Source organism: Amycolatopsis sp. NPDC057786 (assembly GCF_042797905.1).
Classification (GTDB): Bacteria; Actinomycetota; Actinomycetes; order Mycobacteriales; family Pseudonocardiaceae; genus Amycolatopsis.
Genome location: NZ_JBHVKW010000025.1, coordinates 52,644 through 76,989 on the forward strand (window position 1 = coordinate 52,644; position 24,346 = coordinate 76,989).

Consider the following 24,346-nt stretch of genomic DNA (forward strand, 5'->3'; position numbering starts at 1 on the left):
TCAGCGCGTGATCTTCTTCGCGGCGTCGAGCAGTTGCGTCCAGCCCTCGTCCGCCGACTTGCCCTGTTCGACGGCCTGCAGCGCCGGGCTCGACGCGTTCTCCTGGATCTGACCGTCGCCGGGGCCCTTGTACTGCGGCTTCGCGACCTTCTTCGCCTGCTCGGCGAACAGCTGGCCGATCTTGGCGCCGCCGAAGTAGGCGTCGGTCTCGCTCAGCAGCGCCTGGTCCTCAAGCGCCTTGACCTGGCTGGGGAAGGTGCCCTTCGCCTTGAACGCCTTGATCTGCTGCTCGGGCGCGGTCAGCCAGGCAGCGAGTTCGGCCGCCTCCTTCGGGTGCTTCGACTGCGTGGGCACGGTCAGGTACGAGCCGCCCCAGTTCCCGCCGCCACCGGGGAAGGCCGCGGTGACCGCCCATTTGCCCGCGTTCTCGGGACCGGAGTGCTCCTCGATCACACCGAGCATCCACGCGGGACACACCTTCGTGGCGAACGCGCCCTGTTTGAAACCGGAGTTCCACTCGTTGCTGAACGCGGTCAGCTTGGCCGACTGTCCTTTCGCGACGGCGCCGGTCACCTTGGTCCAGGCATCCCTGATGCCCTGGTTCGATTCCAGCGTCGGCTTGTCGTCGTTGCCGATGTAGCCGGTGGGGAGCTGGTTGACCATGGCGTTGAAGTTCTGCGCGGCCGAGTCGAACCACGCCTTCCCGCCGGTCTTGGCGACGTACTGGTCGCCGGCGGCGAAGTAGCTGTCCCAGGTCGCGAACAGTGGCTTGACCGCTTCGGGGTCGGACGGCAGCCCCGCCGCTTCGAGCATGTCCTTGCGGTAGCACATCGCCAGCGGGCCGATATCCGTCCCGTAGCCGATGACCTTGCCGTCCTTGGTCTTCGCCGCGTCGTACTTCCAGCCGAGCCAGCGGTCGGGGGACGCCTCCGCCGGGCCGATCTTGGTCAGGTCGTTGAACTTCGAGCCCTTGTCGAGGACGTTCGACAGGTGCCCTTCCTCGACGGCGGTGACGTCGGCGAGGCCGGAACCCGCGGCCAGTTTCGTGATCAGATCCTGGTGGTACGGCCCGCCCTGACCGGTCTTGCGGTGGGTGATCTTGATGTTCGGATGCAGCCGTTCGTACTCGGGGATCAGCTCCTCGTAGCCGAATTCGGTGAAGGTCGCCAGCGACAGCTCGACCTTCGCGTTCGGGTCCGACGCGGCGGGGGCGCCGCCGTCGTCACCGCCGCACGCCGCCAGGCCGAACGTCGTCATCGTGATACCCAGTGCCAGCACCAGGCCGTTCCGGATGCTTCTCACGTCGTTATCCCTTACTGATGGGGGTGAGGAGAAAATGGGAGCGCTCCCAGGATGCGCCGAGTCTGTCGCCAAGGTATGGCGGTGTCAAGGGCTCGTAATGAGAGTGTTTCCATCAGGGGAGCGCTCTCAGTGTCGGCGCGCGCCGAGCACTAAGCTGTCGGTGTCCGGATGGAGCTGAAGAGTGAAGGTGGCGCGGGTGGGGCCTCGACCAGAGGAAGACGGCAGGCCGACGCTGGAAGACGTCGCCGCGTCCGCCGGGGTCAGCCGGTCGACGGCGTCCCGTGCGCTGAACGACGACGGCTACGTCAGCGCGCGCTCCCGTGAGAAGGTCCAGGCCGCGGCCAGGGAACTCGGCTATTCCCCGAACCAGGCGGCCAGATCGCTGGTGACCAAGCGGACCGGCGCGGTCGCGGTCGTGCTCTCGGAGCCGGAGGCGCGGCTGCTCGACGACCCGTACCGCACTGCGGTCATGCGCGCGGGCTATCGCGAACTCGCCGACGTCGGCTGCCAGATGGTCTTGATCTTCAGCGACACCCGCGAGGATCTCGACCGCACGGTCCGGTTCCTGGACGGCGGGCACGTCGACGGCGTACTGGTCTTCGCGCCGCACCGGACCGACCCGCTGCCCAAGGCGTTGCGGCAGTTGAGGATCCCGGTGGTGTACGGCGGACAGGCGGCGGGGCTGAAACGCGGTGTCCACGTCGTCGACTTCGACAACGAGGGCGGCGCGAAGCTCGCGGTCGCGCATCTGGTCGAGGCGGGCCACCGCCGGATCGCCACGATCGCGGGCCCGCAGGACCAGAGCGCGGCGATCGACCGGCTCTCCGGCTGGCGCAAGACCCTCCTCGACGCCGGGCTCGACCCGGCGGACCTGATGGAGGAAGGCGACTTCACCCTGACCGGCGGCGCGAAGGCGATGGCGAACCTGCTCGCCCGCCGCCCCGACCTCGACGCCGTGTTCGTGGCCAGCGACATGATGGCCCTCGGCGCGCTCCGCACCCTGCATTCCGCCGGACGGCGGATCCCGTCGGACGTCGCCGTCGTCAGCTTCGACGACAACGCGACCCTCGCGCCGGAGATGGACCCGCCGCTGACGTCGGTCCATCAGGACCCGCGCGAACAGGTGCGGGCGATGGTCGAGACCCTGCTCGCGGTGATGGACGACCGGGATCTCAAGCCCCGCCAGCGGATCTTGCCGGTCTCGCTCACGCATCGCGCCTCCAGCTGATCCCGGGGCTCCGTGACCCGACTGTGACTCGAAGGGCACTTGACCCGGCTGGTGTTATCGCTAACACTTGCGGCACTCGTCACACGGTACCGGGATTGGGAGACAGGCGATGGCGCGCGAAACCACCGAGAGCAAGCAGGCCAGTCTCACCGACGTGGCCGCGCTCGCGGGTGTTTCGCATATGACGGTCTCGCGGGTCATCAACGGCACCGGGCCGGTCCGCGCCGAGACGCGCGTCCGGGTCAACGCCGCCATCGAGCAGCTGGACTACCGGCCGAACTCGGTCGCCCGCGCGCTGGTCACCGGTCGCTCGGGCACGCTCGGTGTGGTCGCGCTGGAGGCCAACCTCTACGGTCCGGCCAGCACCCTGAGCGGTATCGAGCACGCCGCCCGCGAAGCCGGCTACGCGACGACCATAACCAGCATCAGCCGTCCCGGCCGGTCGTCCATCACGGACGCGGTGGAGCGCCTGCGCCGCCAGGCCGTCGAAGGCATCGTCGTGATCGCGCCGCACGTCACCGCCGCGCGTGCGCTGGAGGCGGCGCCCAGCGACGTACCGCTCGTCGCGGTCGGCGGCGGGGAGAAGGCGCCGGTCCCGGTGATCTCGGTCGACCAGTACGACGGCGCGCGGCGCGCCACCGAGCACCTGCTCGGCCTCGGTCACGAGACGGTCTGGCATGTCGCCGGACCCGAAGACTGGCTTGAGGCGCTCGATCGCGAACGTGGCTGGCGCGAGACCCTGCAGCGGCACGGCGTACGGATCCCGCCCGTCATCCGCGGTGACTGGAGCGCGCGTTCCGGGTACGCGGCGGGGCGATCCCTCGTCGGCGAAAAGGGGCTGGACGCGGTGTTCGTGGCGAACGACCAGATGGCCCTCGGTTTTCTCCGTGCCTGTACCGAGGCGGGGGTGAACGTGCCGGGGGAGATGCGGATCGTCGGCTTCGACGACGTTCCGGAGGCGGCCTACTACACGCCGCCGCTGACGACGGTGCGCCAGGACTTCGTCGAGGTCGGCAGGCGCACGTTCGACCTGCTCCGCCGCCGGATGAACGGTGGTGAGAACCGAGATCGCGACCTGGTGGTCCCCGAACTGATCGTTCGGGAGAGCACCGGTCTTTCGTAGCACCCGGAGCCGTTTCCCTGGCTCAAGGCGCAAGTGTTAACGCTAACTCAATTGATCAGTGCGGATCTAGGAGTCGATGTGGCAAGAAAACCGTGGACGGCGATCGTGGCCGGAGTGGCCGGGCTGCTCCTGCTCTCCGCGTGCGGCGGTGGCGGCGGAGCGGGTGGCGGCGGCGCCCTCACCCTCGGCTTCGCCCAGGTGGGCGCGGAGAGCGGCTGGCGCACGGCGAACACGAAGTCGATCCAGGAGTCCGCGAAGGCGGCCGGGATCGAGCTGAAGTTCTCCGACGCGCAGCAGAAGCAGGAGAACCAGATCGCCGCGATCCGGTCCTACATCCAGCAGAAGGTGAAGGTGATCGCCTTCTCGCCGGTCGTGGAATCCGGCTGGGACACCGTGCTCAAGGAGGCGAAGGCGGCGAACATCCCGGTGATCCTGACCGACCGGGCCGTCGACTCGCCGGACAAGTCGCTGTACAAGACCTTCCTCGGTTCGGACTTCGTCGCCGAGGGCAGGAAGGCGGGCGAGTGGCTGGCCAAGGAGTTCGGCTCGGCGGCGGGCGACGTCAGCATCGTGGAACTGCAGGGCACCACCGGTTCCGCGCCGGCGAACGACCGCAAGAAGGGTTTCGCCGACGTCATCTCGTCGAACCCGAAGCTCAAGGTCGTCGCGTCGCAGACCGGTGAGTTCACCCGCGCGAAGGGCAAGGAGGTCATGGAGGCCTTCCTGAAGTCCCAGCCCAAGATCGACGTGCTGTACGCGCACAACGACGACATGGCCCTCGGCGCCATCGAGGCGATCGAGGCGGCCGGGAAGGTCCCCGGCAAGGACATCAAGATCGTCTCGGTCGACGGTGTCCGCGACGCCCTGCAGGCACTGGCCGACGGCAAGATCAACCACGTCGTCGAGTGCAACCCGCTGCTCGGGCCGCAGCTGATGGACCTGGTGAAGAAGGTCGCCGCCGGTGAGCAGGTGCCCCCGCGCATCGAGACCACCGAGACCGAATTCGACCAGGCCGCCGCGAAGGCCGCCCTGCCGCAACGCCAGTACTGATCCCGGACCCGCGTCCCCCCCCGAGAACAAGGTCAGCGATGACAGAACCCCCTGCGATCCTGCGGATGAGTCATATCCGGAAGGAATTTCCCGGCGTGGTCGCCCTCGACGAGGTTTCCTTCCGGATGTTCCCCGGCGAAGTGCACGCACTGATGGGTGAGAACGGCGCAGGCAAGTCCACCCTGATCAAGGTGCTCACCGGCGTTCACGGGGTGGACGCGGGCACGATCGAACTCGACGGCTCCCCGGTCGCGTTCAGCGGCCCGGGAGAAGCACAGCGCTCCGGCGTGAGCACCGTCTACCAGGAAGTGAACCTCTGCCCGAACCTTTCGGTGGCGGAGAACATCTGCCTCGGCAAGGAGCCGCGAAGGCGCGGCCGCATCGACTGGCGTGAGACGCGCCGCCGGGCGGCCGCGCTGCTGGCCAGGCTGGACGTCGAAGTGGACGTTTCGGCCGAGCTGAGCAGCTGCTCGATCGCGGTGCAGCAACTGGTCGCGATCGCCAGGGCGCTCGACGTCGACGCGCGTGTCCTCGTGCTCGACGAACCGACGTCCAGTTTGGACGCCGGTGAGGTCGAGCAGCTGCTGAACGTGGTGCGTTCGCTGCGGGACCAGGGGATGGCGATCCTGTTCGTCTCCCATTTCATCGAGCAGGTCTTCGCCGTCGCGGACCGGATGACGGTGCTGCGCAACGGGAAGCTGATCGGCGAGTACCGCACCGAGGAGATCACCCCGGTCGACCTGGTCACCAGGATGATCGGCAAGGAACTCGAAGCACTCGAAGACATCGAGGACGCGGGTCACAGCCGATCCGACCTCGCCGGCGCGCCGGTGTTCCTCGAAGCGGGCGACGTCGGCCGCAAGGGCGGTGTCGCGCCGTTCTCGCTCGACATCCGGGCGGGCGAGGTCGTCGGCCTCGCCGGGCTGCTCGGTTCGGGTCGCACCGAGCTGGCGCGGTTGCTGTTCGGCGCCGATCACGCGGACAGCGGTTCCGTGCGGATCGACGGTGAGCAGGTGTCGCTGAAGACGCCGCGGACCGGACTCGACCACCGGATCGCGTTCTGTTCGGAGAACCGCAAGACCGAAGGACTCGTCGAGGAACTCACCGTGCGCGAGAACATCGTGCTCGCGTTGCAGGCCTCGCGGGGCTGGGCGCGGCCGATCCCGCGGCGGCGGCAGGACGAGATCGCCGAGCGCTACATCGAGATGCTCGACATCCGGCCCGCGAACGCGGAAGCGAAGGTCGGCGACCTGAGCGGCGGCAACCAGCAGAAGGTGCTGCTGGCGAGGTGGCTCATCACCGAACCCCGGCTGCTGATCCTCGACGAGCCGACGCGCGGTATCGACATCGGGGCCAAGACCGAGATCCAGCGGCTGGTCGCCCGGCTTTCGAGCGAGGGGATGGCCGTCGTGTTCATCTCCGCCGAACTCGAGGAGGTGCTGCGGTTGAGCCACCGAGTCGTCGTGCTGCGCGACCGCGCGGTGGTCGCCGTACTGGACAACGAATCGCTGACCGCGGACCGCGTCATGGCGACGATGGCCGAAGGAGTCGCACGATGACCAAGCATCGTCTGTTCTGGCCCGTCGTCGCGCTGCTGGCGCTGCTGCTCGGCGACCTCATCGTCCATCCGGCGTTCTTCGCGATCGAATTCCGCGACGGGCACCTCTACGGGAACCTGATCGACATCCTGAAGAACGGCGCCCCGCTGATCCTCATCGCGATCGGCATGACGCTGGTGGTGGCGACGCGGGGGATCGACCTCTCCGTCGGGGCGGTCGTCGCGATCAGCGGCGCGCTGGCCTGCCTGCACATCAGCGGACTGGGCGACCAGAACAGCCTCGGCGGGACGCTCGCCGCGGTCGGGATGGCGCTGGGACTGGCCCTCGCGCTCGGGGTGTGGAACGGCTGGCTCGTCGCGGTCCTGGGCATCCAGCCGATCATCGCGACGCTGATCCTCATGGTCGCGGGCCGCGGTATCGCCCAGCTGATCACCGGCGGTCAGATCATCACCGTCAATTCCCATCCGTACGAGTGGATCGGCAGCGGGTTCACCTTCGGCCTGCCCAGCGCGATCCTCATCGCGCTGGCGGTGTTCGCCATCGCCGCGGTGCTGGTCCGCCGGTCGGCGCTGGGGCTGCTGGTCGAATCGGTGGGCGGCAACCCGGAGGCCGGCAGGCTCGCCGGGCTCCGCTCGGCCCGGCTGATCTGGCTCACCTATGTCTTCTGCGCGCTCTGCGCCGGCATCGCCGGACTGATGATCAGCGCGAACGTGCACAGCGCCGACGGCAACAACGCCGGGCAGTTCATCGAACTGGACGCGATCCTCGCCGTCGTCATCGGCGGGACGCTGCTGACCGGTGGCCGGTTCTCGCTCACCGGATCGGTGATCGGCGCGCTGCTCATCCAGACGTTGACGACCACCGTCTACGCGCTCGGGATCGCACCGCAGGCGATCATGCTGTTCAAGGCCGTGGTCGTGCTGGCGGTCTGCCTGCTGCAGTCGCCGGTGTTCCGCAAGAAGCTCGCGAGGCGGCGAAAGACGGCCCCGCCGTCTGCCGCCGTCGTGCCGGAGAAGGTGGAGGCCGGGGTATGACCACACTCGACCGCATCAAGGGCTATCGGCCGAGGCAGCGGCATCTGCCGATCCTGGCGACGATGGCGATGCTCATCGCCGCCTACATCTACGGCGCGTCGAGCTACACGGCGTTCGGCTCCGGACAGGTCGTGCTCGACCTGTTCATCAACAACGCGTTCCTGCTGGTCGTCGCCGTCGGGATGACGTTCGTGATCCTCACCGGCGGGATCGACCTGTCGGTCGGTTCTGTCGTGGCGCTGTCCACTGTGGTCTCCGCCGACCTGCTGCAGAACCAGGGCTGGCCGGTTTTCGCGGTGATCCCCGCGGTACTGGCGATCGGCGCGGCGCTGGGCTTCGGGATGGGCGTGCTGATCCAGGTCTTCGAGATCCAGCCGTTCATCGCCACCCTGATCGGGATGTTCTTCGCCAGGGGGCTCTGCTACACGATCAGCACCCAGGCGTACTCGATCGACGACCCGACGGTCGCGAGCCTCGCGCAGACGCAGATTCCGCTCGGCGGGGAGCTGCACATCTCGATCGGTGTGGTCGTCGCGCTGGTCGTGGTCGCCGCCGCCGCGTACGTCCTTTACGGAACGCGGTTCGGCCGGACGGTGTACGCGATCGGCGGGAACCCGAAGTCGGCGCTGCTGATGGGCCTGAACGTCGGCCGCACGCGGATCTCGGTCTACACGCTCAGCGGGTTCTGTTCCGCGCTCGGCGGTCTCCTTCTGGTGCTGTACAAGTCCTCCGGCGATCCGCTCAACGGCGTCGGGCTGGAACTGACCGCGATCGCGGCCGTCGTCATCGGGGGCACGTTGCTCACCGGCGGCTCCGGCTACGTCCTCGGGACGGTGCTCGGGATCATGGTGCTGGGCATCATCCAGACCCTGATCACCTTCGACGGCACGCTGAACTCCTGGTGGACCTCGATCATCACCGGCGCGCTGCTGTTCGCCTTCATCGTCCTGCAACGCCTCGTCGGCAGGCGAGCCCCATGACGTCACTCGCGTGATCAAAGGCGTAACTCGCGTGATTGGAGCCGGATCGCCTGGAGACACGCGAGTTACGGCTTCAATCACGTGAGTTACGGCTTCGAACACGCGTGATCGTGGTTTTCGACCAGAAATGTGAACGCTAACAATGCGGGAGAAGAAGTGAGTACAGGGGAGCCGCTGGTCGTCGGCGTCGACTTCGGGACGCTGTCCGGCCGGGCCGTCGTGGTCCGCGTCCGCGACGGCGCGGAACTGGGCAGCGCGGTTTCGGAGTACCGCCACGGCGTGATCGACCGGATCCTGCCGCAGACCGGCCACGGTCTGCCGCCGGACTGGGCGCTGCAGGTGCCGTCGGACTACGTCGACGTCCTCCGCACCGCCGTGCCGGAAGCCATCCGCGCCGCCGGGGCGGATCCCGCCGACGTGATCGGCATCGGCACCGACTTCACCGCCTGCACGATGGTGCCGACCACCGCCCAGGGCACGCCGCTGTGCGAGCTGCCCGAGTTCACCGGGAATCCGCACGCCTACGTGAAGCTGTGGCGGCACCATTCCGCGCAGCCGCAGGCGGACCGGATCAACGCGCTGGCGCGCAAGCGCGGCGAGTCCTGGCTTCCGCGCTATGGCGGGCTGATCTCTTCGGAGTGGGAGTTCGCCAAGGCGCTGGAGGTCTTCGAAGAGGCGCCCGAGGTCTACGACCGGATGCGGCACTGGGTCGAACTCGCCGACTGGATCGTCTGGCAGCTCACCGGGACGTACGTGCGCAACGCGTGCACCGCCGGGTACAAGGGCATCCTCCAGGACGGCCGCTACCCGAGCGCCGAGTTCCTGGAGGAGCTCGCGCCCGGCTTCGGGTCCTTCGTGGACGACAAGCTCATGCACCCCCTGGGCGCTCTCGGCGCGAAGGCGGGAAGCCTGAGCGCCCAGGCGGCGGAATGGACCGGGCTGCCGGAAGGGATCGCCGTCGCTGTCGGCAACGTCGACGCGCATGTCACCGCGCCCGCCGTCCAGGCGGTGGAGCCGGGGCAGATGGTCGCGATCATGGGCACCTCGACCTGTCACGTGATGAACGGCGCCGAACTGCGCGAGGTGCCGGGGATGTGCGGCGTCGTCGACGGCGGGATCGTTTCCGGGCGATGGGGTTACGAGGCAGGGCAGAGCGGCGTCGGCGACATCTTCGCGTGGTTCGTCGAACACGGCGTCCCGGCGTCCTATGTGGACGATGCCAGGGAAGCAGGGATCTCCGTCCACGAGCTGCTCACCCGGCTCGCCGCGACGCAGGAGATCGGTGAACACGGTCTCGTCGCGCTCGACTGGCACAGCGGGAACCGGTCGGTGCTGGTCGACCACGAACTGTCCGGCGTCGTCGTCGGGCAGACGCTCGCGACCCGCGCCGAGGACACCTACCGCGCGCTGCTGGAAGCGACCGCGTTCGGCACCAGGACGATCATCGAGACCTTCGACCGCGCCGGGGTGCCGGTCACCGAACTGATCGTCGCCGGCGGCCTGGTCAAGAACCCGCTGCTGATGCAGATCTACGCCGACGTCACGAACCTGCCGCTTTCGGTGGCGGGATCCGCGCAGAGTCCCGCGCTGGGCTCCGCGATCCACGCCGCCGTCGCGGCCGGAGCGCATCCGGACGTCCCGGCCGCCGCGCTCGCGATGGGCTCGGTCCGCCGCGCGGTCCACCGTCCGATCGCCGAGAACGTGAAGGCCTACGACGACCTCTACGCCGAGTACGCCGAGCTGCACGACTACTTCGGCCGCGGGACCAACGACGTCATGCACCGGCTCGCCGCCCGCCGCCGCGCCGCCAGGAAAGGACAGCACCGATGAGCCTCGCCGTGGAGATCACGGACACCTTCGAAGAACTGCGGGACACCGTCGCGCGGCTGCACAGCGAGCTGACCCGCTACGAACTGGTCATCTGGACCGCGGGCAACGTGTCGGCACGTGTCCCCGGGCACGACCTGATGGTGATCAAACCGTCCGGGGTGTCCTACGGCGACCTGACCGCCGACACCATGGTCGTCACCGACCTGTACGGCGAAGTCGTCCACGGCGACCTGGCGCCGTCTTCGGACACGGCCGCGCACGCCTACGTCTACCGGCACATGCCCGAGGTCGGCGGCGTCGTCCACACGCATTCGACCTACGCCACCGCCTGGGCGGCGCGCGGGGAGCCCATCCCGTGCGTGCTCACGATGATCGCGGACGAGTTCGGTGGCGAGATCCCGGTCGGACCGTTCGCGCTGATCGGTGACGACTCGATCGGCCGGGGCATCGTCGAGACGCTGCGGTCCAGCCGCTCGCCCGCGGTGCTGATGCGCAACCACGGCCCGTTCACCGTCGGCCGCACCGCACGGGACGCGGTCAAGGCCGCGGTGATGGTCGAGGACGTCGCGAAGACCGTCCACATCGCTTCCGCGCTGGGAACCCCGGAACCACTGTCCGAACAGGACGTGGACCGGCTCTACGCGCGCTACCAGAACGTCTACGGCCAGCAGGGAGAGAAGTGAGCACACAGCGGAAGACCGAGGTCTGGTTCCTCACCGGGAGCCAGGCGCTGTACGGCGAGGAAACCCTCGAACAGGTCGCGGGCCAGTCGTTGCAGATCCAGCGGATGCTGGCCGACACCGGCCGGATCTCGGCCGGGATCGTCGCGAAGCCGGTGCTGACCGAACCGTCGGCGATCCGGCGCGTGATGCTCGAGGCGAACGCGGACGACGCCTGTGTCGGCGTGATCGCGTGGATGCACACGTTCTCGCCGGCGAAGATGTGGATCTCCGGGCTCGACGCGCTGCGGAAACCCTTGCTGCATCTGCACACCCAGCTCAACGAGGCACTGCCGTGGCAGTCCATCGACATGGACTTCATGAACCTGAACCAGGCCGCGCACGGCGACCGCGAGTTCGGCTACATCCAGACCCGGCTCGGCGTGCCGCGCAAGACCGTCGCCGGGCACGCGGCGGATCCGTCGGTCGCCGACCGGATCGACGCGTGGGTCCGCGCGGCGGTCGGCCGCCAGACGATCGGCTCGCTCAAGCTCGCGCGGTTCGGTGACAACATGCGCGACGTCGCGGTCACCGACGGGGACAAGGTCGAGGCGGAACTGAAGTTCGGCGTCTCGGTGAACACCTACGGCGTCAACGAACTGGTCGCGCTGGTCGACGCGGTGCCCGACACCGAGGTCGACACGCTCGTCGAGGAATACGCCGAGACGTACGCGCTCGCGCCCGAGCTGACCAAGGCGGGGGAGCGGCACGAGTCGCTGCGCTACGCGGCCCGGATCGAGAAGGGGCTCCGCACGTTCCTGACGGACGGCGGTTTCGGCGCGTTCACCACGAACTTCGAGGATCTCGGCGGACTGCGGCAGCTCCCGGGGCTCGCGGTGCAGCGGCTGATGGCCGACGGCTACGGCTTCGGCGGCGAGGGGGACTGGAAGACGTCCGCGCTGCTGACCGCGGTGAAGGCGATGGGCCGCGACTCCGAGCGGGGAACGTCCTTCATGGAGGACTACACCTACCACTTCGGACCCGGCGAACCGAAGATCCTCGGCGCGCACATGCTCGAGGTCTGCCCGACCATCGCCGCCGCCAAGCCTTCGTGCGAGATCCACCCGCTCGGTATCGGCGGCCGCGAGGATCCCGTCCGGCTGGTGTTCGACGCCGCCGCCGGTGACGCCGTCGTGATCGGCCTCGCCGACCTCGGCGACCGGTTCCGCCTGGTGGCCAACGAGGTCGAGGTCGTCGCGCCGGACGAACCGCTGCCGAACCTGCCGGTCGCGCGTGCGGTGTGGAAGCCGGCGCCGTCGCTGGCGACGTCCGCCGAAGCGTGGATCACCGCGGGTGGGCCGCACCACACGGTGCTCACGCAGGCCGTCGGCGCCGAATCGATCCGGGATTTCGCCACCATGCTCGACGTCGAGCTGCTGGTGATCGACCAGGCCACGACCCCCGCCTCGATCGCCGACCGGATGCGCTGGAACCAGGCCTACTACCGGCTCGCACAAGGATTCTGATCGGTCCCCACCGGAGAGAAGGAACAATGAAGTTCACGAAACTGGCCACTTTGGCCGTGGCGGTCGGCCTCGGTGCCGCGCTCACGGCCTGCGGTTCGAGTGAGAAGACCGTCGATCAGCAGGCGGCCGCGAGCGGTGCCGCCGGCGGCCTCGTCGGCGTCACCATGCCGACCAAATCGTCGGAGCGGTGGATCCACGACGGCGACAACATCAAGGCGGCGCTGGAGAAGCTGGGCTACCAGGTCGACCTGCAGTACGCCGAGGACGACATCCCCACCCAGGTGAACCAGATCGAGAACCAGATCACCAAGGGCGCGAAGCTGCTCGTGATCGCCTCGATCGACGGCACCGCGATCACCACCCAGCTGCAGGAGGCCGCGGACAAGAAGATCCCGGTCATCGCCTACGACCGGCTGATCCGCAACACCCCGAACGTCGACTACTACGCGACCTTCGACAACTTCAAGGTCGGTGTGCAGCAAGCTACGTCGCTGCTCACCGGGCTCAAGGTGCTCAAGGAGGACGGTTCGCCCGGTGAGGGCAAGGGACCGTTCAACGTCGAGCTCTTCGCCGGTTCGCCGGACGACAACAACGCGACGTTCTTCTTCAACGGTGCCATGTCGGTGCTGAAGCCGTACCTCGACAACGGGACGCTGGTCGTCAAGAGCGGCCAGACCGCGTTCAACGTCGCGGCGATCCTGCGCTGGCAGGCGGCGACCGCGCAGCGGCGGATGGAAGACCTGCTGACCAAGACCTACAGCTCCGGCGACAAGGTGCACGGCGTGCTCTCGCCGTACGACGGGCTCTCGATCGGCATCCTCTCGGCGCTGAAGAGCAACGGCTACGGCACCCCGGGCCAGCCGTACCCCGTGGTCACCGGCCAGGACGCCGAGGTCGCGTCGGTGAAGTCGATCATCGCGGGCGAGCAGTACTCGACGATCTTCAAGGACACCCGCAAACTCGCCGAGACCACGGTCAAGATGGCCGACGCGGTGCTCAAGGGCGGCAAGGCCGAGACCAACAACACCACCGACTACAACAACGGCCAGAAGGTCGTCCCGGCGTTCCTGCTGGAGTCGGTGATCCTCAACAAGGGGAACTACCAGAAGGAACTCATCGACTCGGGCTACTACAAAGCGGAACAGCTGAGGTAGCGACGTGACCGACGAAATCCTTCGGATGCGGGGGATCACCAAGACCTTCCCCGGCGTCAAGGCGCTGCAGGACGTCAACCTGTCGGTGCGCCGGGGAGAGATCCACGCGATCTGCGGCGAGAACGGCGCGGGCAAGTCCACGCTGATGAAGGTGCTCTCGGGCGTCTACGCGCACGGCTCGTACGACGGCGAGATCGTCTTCGACGGCGAGCCGTGCGCGTTCTCCGCGATCCGCGACAGCGAACGCCGCGGCATCGTGATCATCCACCAGGAACTCGCGCTGTGTCAGCAGCTGTCCATCGCGGAGAACATCTTCCTCGGCAACGAGAAGGCACGCGGCGGGCTGATCGACTGGAACCGGACCAACGCCGAGGCGGGCGAGCTGCTGCGGCGCGTCGGCCTGCGGGAGAACCCGGTGACGCCGGTGCTCGACATCGGTGTGGGCAAACAGCAGCTGGTCGAGATCGCCAAGGCACTGTCCAAAGAGGTCAAACTGCTGATCCTGGACGAGCCGACGGCGGCGCTGAACGACGACGATTCGGCGCATCTGCTCGAATTGCTGCGCGGCCTGCGCGACGACGGCGTCACCTGCGTCCTGATCTCGCACAAGCTCAACGAGATCGCCGCGATCGCCGACTCGATCACCATCCTGCGGGACGGCAGGACGATCGAGACGCTCGACGCGAGCACGGTGACCGAAGACCGGATCATCGCCGGGATGGTCGGCCGGAAGCTGGAGAACCGGTTCCCGCCGAGGGAACCGCGGATCGGCGACGAGGTCCTCCGGATCGAGGACTGGACCGTGCACAGCCCGACGCAACACGGCCGGGTCGTCGTGGACGGCGCGAGCCTGACGTTGCGGCGCGGCGAGATCGTCGGACTGGCCGGGCTGATGGGCGCCGGACGGACAGAGCTCGCGATGAGCGTGTTCGGCCGCTCGTACGGCAAGGACATCTCCGGACGCCTGATCAAGGACGGCAAGGAGATCGAGGTGCGCACGGTCGGCGACGCCGTCGCCAACGGGATCGCGTACGCCACCGAAGACCGCAAACGCTACGGGCTCAACCTCATCGAGGACATCCAGCGCAACATCTCCGGCGCGGCGCTGGGCAAACTCGCCCGGCGCGGCTGGGTGGACGAGAACGAAGAACATCGTGTCGCGGAGGAATTCCGCAAGAGCATGAACATCAAGGCACCGGACGTGCGCAGCGTGACCGGCACGCTCTCCGGCGGCAACCAGCAGAAGGTCGTGCTGTCCAAGTGGATCCTCACCGATCCGGACGTGCTGATCCTCGACGAGCCCACCCGCGGCATCGACGTCGGCGCGAAGTACGAGATCTACACGATCGTCAACCGGCTCGCCGACGAGGGGAAGGCCGTCCTGGTCATCTCGTCCGAGCTGCCGGAGCTGCTCGGTCTGTGCGACCGGATCTACACGCTGTCGGCGGGCCGGATCACCGGTGAGGTCGGCCGGGCCGAGGCCACCCAAGAGGTCCTCATGCGGGCGATGACCAGGGAACAGGAGTAAGACATGAGCACCGCCTCCGCCGACACCGTCACCGGTGTCGGTGACCAGCAGGGAGCCGCACCGGCCAGGGCGCCGCGCCGGATCTCGTTCAACCCGCGCGAGAGCGGCATCTACGTCGCGTTCGCGCTGATCGTCGTGTTGTTCTCGATCCTCACCGGCGGCGCGCTGCTGGAACCGCAGAACATCTCGAACCTGATCGTGCAGAACTCGTACGTGCTGATCCTCGCGATCGGCATGATCCTGATCATCATCGCCGGGCACATCGACCTGTCGGTCGGTTCCGTGGTGGCGCTGACCGGCGCGATCTCGGCCGTGCTGATGGTGAACGTGGGCATGGCGTGGCCGCTCGCGCTGCTGATCACGCTGGCCGTCGGCGCGGTGATCGGGGCGTGGCAAGGGTATTGGGTCGCCTACTTCGGCATCCCCGCGTTCATCGTGACGCTGGCGGGAATGCTGATCTTCCGCGCCCTCACCCTGACCGTGCTCGGGAACCAGGGCATCGGTCCGTTCCCGGACGAGGTGCGGACGCTGGCGAACGGGTTCACCGGTGGCTACCTCGGCAACATCGGGCTCGGCCCGCTCGGCGGCGCCGACGTGGTCAGCCTCCTGGTGGGCGCACTCGCCATCGCGGGCGCCGTCGTCTCGCGGTGGCGCAAGCGGACGGCCCGGCTGAACTACCTGCAGGAGGTGGACCCGCTGCCGATGTTCCTGCTGAAGATCGTCGCGGCGGCCGCCGTCGTGCTGTTCGTGGTGGTGCAGCTGGCGCGGTACAAGAACCTGCCGTGGGTGCTGATCCTGCTGTCCGTGCTGGTGATCGGCTACTCGCTGGTGACGACGCGGGCGGTGTTCGGCCGCCACATCTACGCCATCGGCGGGAACCTCCAGGCAGCGACGCTGTCCGGAGTGAAGGTCAAATCCGTGACGTTCTGGATCTTCGTCAACATGGGCGTGCTGTCCGCGCTCGCCGGCATCATCGTGGCCGGACGGCTGAACCAGGCCGGGCCGACCGCGGGCAACATGTTCGAACTCGACGCGATCGCCGCGGCGTTCATCGGCGGCGCCGCGGTGCAGGGCGGCGTCGGCAAGGTGGTCGGCGCGATCACCGGCGGCCTGATCATGGGCGTGATCAACAACGGCATGTCCCTCATCGGCGCGCCGACCGAGAGCGTGAACCTGGTCAAGGGATTCGTGCTGCTCGCCGCCGTCGCCTACGACATCTGGACCAAACGGCGGGCCCGCACCGCCGCCTGAAGGTGTGCGCGGTCGGGGGTGCGTCGCGAAAGCCACGTTCGCGACGTCGGATGTCCTGAAAGTGGCTTTCAGGACATCCGCCCAGCCGTCCGCTCCGATGCCCCCCCGGTCGTGGCCCCACTGGACACGTTGCGAAAGCCACTTTCGCAACCTTCAACGTTGCGAAAGTGGCTTTCGCAACGCCGCCGCTCACGCCTCACCCCCGGTTTCCTCGCAAAGAAGCGAAAGGAAGTGCTGTGCGCAGCAAGTCCATCCGGATAAGTGTGCTGTCCCTGACCATCGCCGCCGGCGTCCTCGTGCCCGCTCAGACCGCTTCGGGCCAGACACCGACGACCGACTACAGCCTCGCCGTGGACGCGGCGGGACGTGGTGCCACGATCGACCGTTCGATGTACGGCGTCTTCTTCGAGGACATCAACCGTGCCGCGGACGGCGGGCTGTACGCCGAACTCGTGCAGAACCGCTCCTTCGAGTACGACAAGGCCGACAACGCGTCGTACACACCGTTGACGTCGTGGGCGCCCACCTCACTCAACGGGGGCACCGGCACGGCGACGGTGGCCGACGACGACCGGCGGCTCAACGAACGGAACCGCCGCTATCTCAAGCTCGACCTCGCCGGTGGCGAATACGGCGTCGCGAACTCCGGCTACAACTCGGGCATCCGGGTCGAGAAGGGCAAGCAGTACGACTTCTCGGTGTTCGCCAGGACCGATCGGGCGGCGGGCACTCCGCTGACGGTGGCCGTCACCGATCCGGCGGGCAAGGCGCTCGCCGATCCGCTGCGGGTGCAGGTCCGCGGCGACGGCTGGGTGAAGTACACCGGCAGTGTCCGGGCGCGGGAGTCGAGCGCGCTCGGCAGGCTCGCGCTGACCGCGTCCGGCGGTGGCACGCTGCGGCTGGACATGGTGTCGCTGTTCCCGCGCGACACCTACAAGAACCGGCCGAACGGCATGCGGGCGGACCTGGCGGAGAAGATCGCCGCGCTGAAGCCCGGTTTCGTGCGCTTCCCCGGCGGCTGCCTCGTCAACACCGGCAGCCACCAGGGTTACGAGGCGCCGAACTGGGAACGGAAACGTTCGTACCAGTGGAAGGACACCATCGGCCCGGTCGAGCAGCGGGCCACGAACGCGAACTTCTGGGGCTACAACCAGTCCTACGGCATCGGCTACTACGAGTACTTCCAGTTCTCCGAGGACATCGGCGCGATGCCGCTGCCGGTGGTGCCGGCGCTGGTCACCGGCTGCGGGCAGAACAAGGCGACCGACGACCCGGCGCTGCTGCGGCGGCACATCCAGGACACGCTCGACCTGATCGAGTTCGCCAACGGCCCGGTCACCTCGACCTGGGGCAAGAAGCGGGCCGAGATGGGGCATCCGGCGCCGTTCAACCTGACGCATGTCGGCGTGGGCAACGAGGAGAACCTGCCCGACGAGTTCTTCGCCCGCTTCACCGAGTTCCGCAAGGCGATCGCGGCGAAGTATCCGGGGATCACGGTGATCAGCAACTCGGGGCCGGACGACACCGGCACGACGTTCGACCGGCTCTGGGACCTGAACCGGAACGCGAAGGTCTCGATGGTCGACGAGCATTACTACAACAGCCCGCAGTGGTTCCTCCAGAACAACCAGCGCTACGACACCTATGACCGCAACGGCCCGAAGGTGTTCCTCGGCGAGTACGCCTCGCTGGACAACAAGTTCGGCAACGCGCTGGCCGAAGCCGCGTACATGACCGGGCTGGAGCGGAACGCCGACGTCGTCAAGCTCGCGTCGTACGCGCCGCTACTGGCGAACACCGATTACGTGCAGTGGAAACCGGACATGATCTGGTTCGACAACCAGCGTTCGTGGGGGTCGGCCAGCTACGAGACGCAGAAGCTGTTCATGACCAACGTCGGTGACCACGTCGTCCCGAGCAAGGCGTCGGCCACGCCTGCCACCGTCGCGCCGATCTCGGGCGCGATCGGACTGTCGACCTGGGCGACGAGCGCGGCCTACGACGACGTCAAGGTCACGTCGGCCGACGGGGCGCAGCTGTTCTCGGACGACTTCTCCGGCGACGACTCGCGCTGGTCGAAGGTGGCCGGACGGGGTTCGTGGGCGGTGTCGAACGGGGCCTACGTCCAGTCGGACCAGGCCGCCGAGAACACCCTGGTGACCGCGGGTGATCCCTCGTGGAGCAACTACGACTTCTCGGTGAAGGCGACCAAGACCGGTGGCAGGGAAGGCTTCCTGGTCGCGTTCGGCGTCAAGGACACCGGCAACAACTACTGGTGGAACCTCGGCGGCTGGAACAACACCGTCTCCGCCGTCGAGAAGACCGAAGGCGGGGGCAAATCGACCCTGCTCCAGAACGACACCAAGATCGAGACCGGCAGACAGTACGACCTGCGGGTCGAGGTCCGCGGCCGTCAGGTGACGCTGTTCCTCGACGGACAGAAGTGGGGCTCGTTCACCGACGACAAGGTCGCCGAACCGTTCCGCCAGGTCGTCACCCGCGACGTCAAGACCGGCGAACACGTGGTCAAGGTCGTCAACGCCCAGGCCGCCGCCGCCCGCACCCGGGTCGATCTCGGCACCCGCGTCCAGCCGGGTTCCACCGCCCGCGTGACGACGCTCCAAGGCTCGCCGGACGACGTCAACACCGCTTTCAGCACGCCGATCGCGCCACGCGAATCACGGTTCTCCGGGGTGTCGAACACCTTCACCTACACCTTCCCACCGAACTCCGTGACCTTCCTGCGGTTCCCGGCCCGAGTGAGGGGATGACCATGACCATCGACCGTCGTGACCTGTTCAAAGCCGGAGGCGGGCTCCTGGCCGTCACCGCCGTCAGCAGCCTGGTGCCGGGTACGGCCCAAGCCGCCGAGGCCGCTCCCGCGTCGTTGACCACCCGGAATCCGCTGGTCGAGCAGCGGGCCGACCCGTTCATCACCCGGCCGGTGAACGGGATGTACTACCTGACCGGTTCGGTGCCGGAGTACGACCGCATCGTCGTGCGTGGCGCCGCCACGATCGACGGCCTGGCCACCGCCAGGGAGACGACGATCTGGCGACGTCCGTCGTCGGGGAAGATGGGCGGTCACATCTGGGCGCCGGAACTGCACCGGATCGACGGGCGCTGGTACGTGTACTTCGCCGCGGGTGACTCCGACGACGTGTTCCGCATCCGGACCTACGTGCTGGAGTCCACTTCGGACGATCCGCGGGCGGGCACGTGGGTGCTGCGCGGGCAGATGGTGACCAAATGGGACACCTTCACGCTCGATTCGACGACGTTCGAGCATCGCGGCAAACGGTACTTCGCCTGGGCGCAGAGCGAACCCGGGATCGCGACCAACAGCAACCTGTACCTCGCCGAGATGGCCTCGCCGCTGGCCCTCAAAGGCGATCCCGTCCGGCTCGCGGTGCCGACCCTGCCTTGGGAGATCCAGGGCTTCAAGGTCAATGAGGGGCCGGCGGTGCTCATCCGCAACGGGCGGGTGTTCATGACCTACTCGGCGAGCGCCACCGACGCCCGCTACTGCATGGGGTTGCTCACCGCGGACGAGCGTTCGGACCTGCTCGACCCGCGTTCGTGGACGAAGTCACCGCAGCCGGTGTTCACCACGAACGAGGCCACCCGGCAGTACGGGCCGGGGCACAATTCCTTCACCGTCGCCGAGGACGGGTCCGACGTGCTCGTGTACCACGCCCGCGACTACCGCGACATCACCGGCGATCCGCTGTACGACCCGAACCGGCACACGAGAGTCCAGCGGCTGTACTGGAACGTCGACGGCACGCCGAGCTTCGGTGTCCCCGTGGGCAAAGGCGGCACCTGCGTGCGACTGTCCCCGTTGGACGATCCGGCGTTGTACGTGCGGCACTACGAGTACCGGCTGACCGCCGATGCCAACGTCCGCGAGCTCGCCGACTCGCAGTTCCGGATCGTCGCGGGGTTCCGTGGAGCGGGAACCGTCGCACTGCAGTCGGTGAACTTCCCGGACCGGTACGTCCGGGTCGTGGACCCGGCGACCGTGCGGATCGATCCGTACGAGGAGAGCGACGCGTACGGCCGGGCGGCGAGTTTCACCCAGGTGCCTGGTCTTTCCGACCGGCTGGCGGTGTCGTTCCGCCTCGCGGGCGAACCTGCCACCTATTTGGCCCACGACAAGGGAAGGATCTTGGTCTTCCGCCCCGGTACCGCGGTGCGGGATCGTCAACGGGTCAGCTTCCGGCTCAGCTGAACTCTCTGGGAGGTTGAACGCAGTGCTGCGAACACGCCCCATCGTCGTGGTCCTGGCGATGCTCGCCGGGACCCTCGTAGCGGCCGTCACTCCGGCGGCCGCCGACGTCCAGTCCTATCTCGACGATCCACGTAAAGTCGCCGAAGGCCAGGAGCCACCGCACGCCTTCCTTCGTCCCTACGCCGACATCTCCGCCGCGGCTCGCCGGGACGAACGCAGTCCGTACACCCAGTCGCTCGACGGCAAGTGGCGGATCGCGATGGCGGACAACCCGTCGCAGGTCCCGCCTGGATTCCACGAGGACGGCTACGACGCGTCGCGCTGGCGCGAAGTGTCCGTCCCGCACACCTGGCAGACGGACGGTCTGGACCACCCGATCTTCCGCAACATCGCCACCGAGATCCAGCCCGACGACCCGCCGCGCGTCCCGCGTGACGTCAACCCGACCGGGGCCTACGTCCGCGACTTCACCCTGCCCGCGGACTGGACGGAACGCGAGACCTTCCTGCGCTTCGAGGGTGTCACGTCGGCGTACTTCGTCTGGGTCAACGGGAAGTACATCGGCTACGACCAGGGCGGCTACACGCCGGCGGAGTTCGACATCTCCTCCGCGCTGCGCGCTGGCCCGAACCGGATCGCCGTGCAGGTGCACCGCTGGAGCGCGGGCGCTTACCTGGAGGACGTCGACCAGTGGCGATACTCGGGCATCTTCCGCTCGGTGACCCTGCATTCGACGCCAGGGACGTTCATCCAGGACGTCGGGCTGACGACCGACCTCGACGCGACCTACACCGACGCCACCCTCAAGGCCGCGGTCGAGGTCGCCACCAAACCCGGCGGGACCACGGGCAAGCATCGTGTCGGGCTGAGCCTGCGTGACGCGGCGGGCAAGGAGGTCGGGACCGCGAGCGGCGAGGTGGAGGCGGGCGGCAAGACCGCGTTGAGCCTGCCCGTCCGCAATCCGGCGAAGTGGACAGATGAGACGCCGAACCTGTACACGGCCGTCCTCACGCTGACAGCGCCCGACGGCCGCGTCACGCACATCACCAGTGAGACGGTCGGGTTCCGCGAGATCGAGATCCGCGACAAACAGCTGCTGGTCAACGGGAAACGGGTGCTCTTCAAGGGCGTCAACCGGGCGGAGACCGACCCCGACCACGGCAGGCACGTGCCCCGGCGCGCGCAGGAACGCGACGTCGAGCTGATGAAACAGCTCAACGTCAACGCGGTCCGCACTTCGCATTACCCGTCGGACCCGTATTTCTACGAACTGGCCGACCGCCACGGGCTCTGGATCGACGACGAGATCGACATCGAGACCCACAACCACGAGAACTGCGCCCGGTACTGCCAGGCGAACGACCCGGCTTGGCGGGACGCGTTCTTCGACCGCATGATCGGCATGGTCGAACGGGACAAGAACCACCCGAGCGTCTTCCTGTGGGACACCGGCAACGAGGCGGGCCTCGGCGCGCATCACTTCGCACTGGCGGAATGGCTGGACGCGAACGAACCGACCCGGCCGATCTACCACCAGTCGAACAGCCCGGACGGGGACGCGCCGTTCGCGGACGTGTGGGGACCGCGGTATCCGTCCCCGGAGAAGTTCGCCGAGCAGGCGAAGAACACCACCAAACCGCTGATCTTCGGCGAGTACGCCCACGCCATGGGCAACAGTCTCGGCAACTTCCGGGAGTTCTGGGACACGATCCGGGCGAATCCGCAGACCCAGGGTGGGTTCATCTGGGACTGGGCGGAGCAGAACATCCGGCAGCGGATCCGGATCACGCCCGATTCGTCCGGCAACGACATCTCGGCGCATCTCAGTGGCAAACCGGAGCTGGTCGACGGCCATCGCGGCAAGGCGCTGGCGCTGTCCGGGCTGGACGATTTCGTCGAGGTCTACCGCGACCGGAAGCTCGACATCACCGGGAAGGCGCTGACCTTGGACGCCTGGGTGAAGCCGGGGAAGTGGACCGGCGATTTCCGCATCCTCGGCAAGGGTGACCACCAGTACGCGCTCAAGATGAAGACGCAGGACACGCTGGAATTCTTCATCCACAGTGGAACGTGGCAGGCGGTGCAGGCGAAGGTACCCGCCGATTTCTACGGCAACTGGCACCGGGTGAGCGGCACCTACGACGGAACCGCCCTGCGGCTCTATCTCGACGGCAAGGAGATCGGGAGCAAACCGTTCACCGGCGCGATCGACTCGTCGTCGGCGGAGGTCAACATCGGCCGTGACTTCGAGACGTCATGGAACGACCCGTCGAGTATCGGCTGGATGGGCCGCGGCGCCGTCGACGACGTGCGCATCTACGACAAGCCGCTGTCCGCGGCGGAGCTGTCCGGCGCCACCCCGGCCGGCGGTGCCGTCCTGGCGCTGGACTTCGACAGCGTCACGGACCAGGGGAGCCACCTGTCGTACGGCTCCAGCCTGTCCGGTGTGGACGGTCTGATCGGCACGGATCGTGTGGCGCAGCCGGAGACCGCGCAGATGGCGTGGGCACACCAACCGCTCCGGTTCGCCTACTCGGGTGGTTCGTTGTCGGTGACCAACGAGCGTCAGTTCAAGGGCACCGACGAGTTGAACCTGCGATGGCGGATCCAGGAAGGGTCCCGGATCGTCGCCCGTGGCGAACAGCCGTTGCGGGTCGGCGCCGGGACGACCGGCCGGGTCGCCGTACCCGTACCGCCGAATCCCGCGGACCGGGAGCGGTTCCTCACCGTCGAGGCGGTGACGACCCAGGGCGAACCGATGCTCGCGCGCGGACACGTCCTGGCACACGACCAGTTCTCGTTGGGCGGGAAGCGGGTGCCCGGCCTGGACCGGACTCCTCTCGACGGCAAGGCCGTCGGGGTCGTCGAGGACGCGGGTTCGGTGACGGCGTCGGCGGCCGGGGTCACGTACCGGGTGGACAAGGCCACCGGCGCGCTGGCGTCGATCCGGCACCAGGGCAAGGAACTGTTGACCGCCGGTCCGAAGCTCGACGCTTGGCGGGCGCCCATCAGCAACGAGACCTTCGCCTGGGGCCGGGCCGAAGGCGAGGACTGGCGCAAGGCGGGCCTGGACCGGTTGAAGACCACGGTCACCGGAGTGCGGGTCGAGAAGGACGGCTCGCAAAGCGTGCGGGTGATCGTCGACAGCCGGGTCGCGGCGCCTGATGTCGCCGGGGCGTGGTTCGACCAGACGATGACCTACGCCGTCGACCGGACCGGGACCTTGAGCCTCGGCAACCGGGTGGTACCGCAAGGGAGCGTGCGCACACTGCCGTATCTGCCCCGGATCGGTGTCTCGCTCGCGGTGCCGGACCGATACGACCGGTTCGCCTGGTATGGGCGAAAAGCCGAGAGCTACGTCGACCGGAAGGACGGGACGCCGATCGACGTGCAGTCGAGCACGGTGGACCAGCAGTACGTCGAGTACCACCGGCCGCAGGACCACGGAAACCACACCGACAGCCGGTGGGCGCTGCTCACCGACGGCCGGACCGGTGGCCTGCTGGTCGGCGGCGCGAAGGACGTCAGCGTGACACCGTTCGACGACCTCGACCGGGCGGCGTATCCCTTCCAGTTGCAGCGCAACAAGGGCTGGTTCACGCTGCACGCGAGCCACGCGGTGACCGGCGTCGGGGACACGCCCAATCCGGTGCGGGAACGCAGCCAGGTCCAACCGGACAGCACGTACGAGTACACGCTGTCGCTTCGGCCGTTGACGTCGCAGGAAGCGCGGGCGGGGGTGCCGACCGGCGGCTGACCCTTTGCGCCTCGTGAGTGGTAAGGACGGTTCTAACCGTTCTTCAGTCTCATGAGAGTTGTCGTACTGTGTGTCTCACTTGATGTGTCGCTTGATCGCGCTATGACTTTGTGTCGTGGCGAGGAAGCAGGCGA

General features: G+C 67.9%; 16 protein-coding genes. 15 read left to right on the plus strand and 1 reads right to left on the minus strand.

Going from position 1 to position 24,346, the window contains the following annotated elements; all coding sequences use genetic code 11:
- Window positions 1-1,302 (minus strand): extracellular solute-binding protein, encoded by a 1,302-nt coding sequence (locus tag ACFVM3_RS16305; protein ID WP_378439432.1) that lies wholly within the window; start codon window positions 1,300-1,302, stop codon window positions 1-3.
- Window positions 1,303-1,483: 181 nt separating this feature from the next.
- Between ACFVM3_RS16305 and ACFVM3_RS16310 the strand changes: the two genes are divergently transcribed.
- From ACFVM3_RS16310 to ACFVM3_RS16380, 15 genes are all read left to right on the plus strand, one after another.
- Entirely contained in the window at window positions 1,484-2,530 is a 1,047-nt protein-coding gene (locus ACFVM3_RS16310) for a LacI family DNA-binding transcriptional regulator (protein WP_378439434.1), read from the plus strand.
- A 109-nt stretch (window positions 2,531-2,639) separates the two neighbouring features.
- Window positions 2,640-3,653 (plus strand): LacI family DNA-binding transcriptional regulator, encoded by a 1,014-nt coding sequence (locus ACFVM3_RS16315; protein ID WP_378439436.1) that lies wholly within the window; start codon window positions 2,640-2,642, stop codon window positions 3,651-3,653.
- A 78-nt stretch (window positions 3,654-3,731) separates the two neighbouring features.
- A complete protein-coding gene (locus ACFVM3_RS16320; RefSeq protein WP_378439438.1) occupies window positions 3,732-4,703 on the plus strand; it encodes an ABC transporter substrate-binding protein in 972 nt (323 codons plus the stop codon).
- Between the two features lie 38 nt (window positions 4,704-4,741).
- A complete protein-coding gene (locus ACFVM3_RS16325; RefSeq protein ID WP_378439440.1) occupies window positions 4,742-6,262 on the plus strand; it encodes a sugar ABC transporter ATP-binding protein in 1,521 nt (506 codons plus the stop codon).
- A complete protein-coding gene (locus ACFVM3_RS16330) occupies window positions 6,259-7,296 on the plus strand; it encodes an ABC transporter permease (protein WP_257486322.1) in 1,038 nt (345 codons plus the stop codon). Before ACFVM3_RS16325 ends, ACFVM3_RS16330 begins: the two co-directional genes overlap by 4 nt.
- A complete protein-coding gene (yjfF, locus tag ACFVM3_RS16335; protein WP_378439443.1) occupies window positions 7,293-8,276 on the plus strand; it encodes a galactofuranose ABC transporter, permease protein YjfF in 984 nt (327 codons plus the stop codon). Before ACFVM3_RS16330 ends, yjfF begins: the two co-directional genes overlap by 4 nt.
- 156 nt (window positions 8,277-8,432) lie before the next feature.
- Window positions 8,433-10,106: a ribulokinase gene (gene araB, locus ACFVM3_RS16340; RefSeq protein ID WP_378439445.1), complete on the plus strand. Its 1,674-nt coding sequence runs from the start codon at window positions 8,433-8,435 to the stop codon at window positions 10,104-10,106.
- On the plus strand, window positions 10,103-10,789 hold the full coding sequence (locus tag ACFVM3_RS16345; protein ID WP_125782774.1) for an L-ribulose-5-phosphate 4-epimerase: 687 nt from the start codon (window positions 10,103-10,105) through the stop codon (window positions 10,787-10,789). Before araB ends, ACFVM3_RS16345 begins: the two co-directional genes overlap by 4 nt.
- On the plus strand, window positions 10,786-12,291 hold the full coding sequence (gene araA / locus ACFVM3_RS16350) for an L-arabinose isomerase (protein WP_378439446.1): 1,506 nt from the start codon (window positions 10,786-10,788) through the stop codon (window positions 12,289-12,291). The genes ACFVM3_RS16345 and araA overlap by 4 nt, the downstream gene beginning before the upstream one ends.
- Window positions 12,292-12,317: 26 nt before the next feature.
- Window positions 12,318-13,445, plus strand: coding sequence for a multiple monosaccharide ABC transporter substrate-binding protein (gene chvE / locus ACFVM3_RS16355; protein ID WP_378439448.1), 1,128 nt, complete (start codon window positions 12,318-12,320; stop codon window positions 13,443-13,445).
- 4 nt (window positions 13,446-13,449) lie between these two features.
- Window positions 13,450-14,973: a multiple monosaccharide ABC transporter ATP-binding protein gene (gene mmsA, locus ACFVM3_RS16360; RefSeq protein WP_340681616.1), complete on the plus strand. Its 1,524-nt coding sequence runs from the start codon at window positions 13,450-13,452 to the stop codon at window positions 14,971-14,973.
- 3 nt (window positions 14,974-14,976) lie between these two features.
- A complete protein-coding gene (mmsB, locus tag ACFVM3_RS16365) occupies window positions 14,977-16,224 on the plus strand; it encodes a multiple monosaccharide ABC transporter permease (protein WP_378439450.1) in 1,248 nt (415 codons plus the stop codon).
- 236 nt (window positions 16,225-16,460) lie between these two features.
- Window positions 16,461-18,995 carry an alpha-L-arabinofuranosidase C-terminal domain-containing protein gene (locus ACFVM3_RS16370; RefSeq protein WP_378439452.1) on the plus strand — a complete coding sequence of 845 codons (2,535 nt, stop codon included), beginning with the start codon at window positions 16,461-16,463 and terminating at the stop codon, window positions 18,993-18,995.
- Window positions 18,996-18,997: 2 nt separating this feature from the next.
- Window positions 18,998-20,455, plus strand: a complete 1,458-nt coding sequence (locus ACFVM3_RS16375) for a family 43 glycosylhydrolase (RefSeq protein ID WP_378439454.1) — start codon at window positions 18,998-19,000, stop codon at window positions 20,453-20,455.
- A 22-nt stretch (window positions 20,456-20,477) separates the two neighbouring features.
- Complete coding sequence (locus ACFVM3_RS16380) at window positions 20,478-24,212, plus strand: glycoside hydrolase family 2 TIM barrel-domain containing protein (protein ID WP_378439456.1); 3,735 nt, start codon at window positions 20,478-20,480, stop codon at window positions 24,210-24,212.
- Window positions 24,213-24,346: the final 134 nt, after the last annotated feature.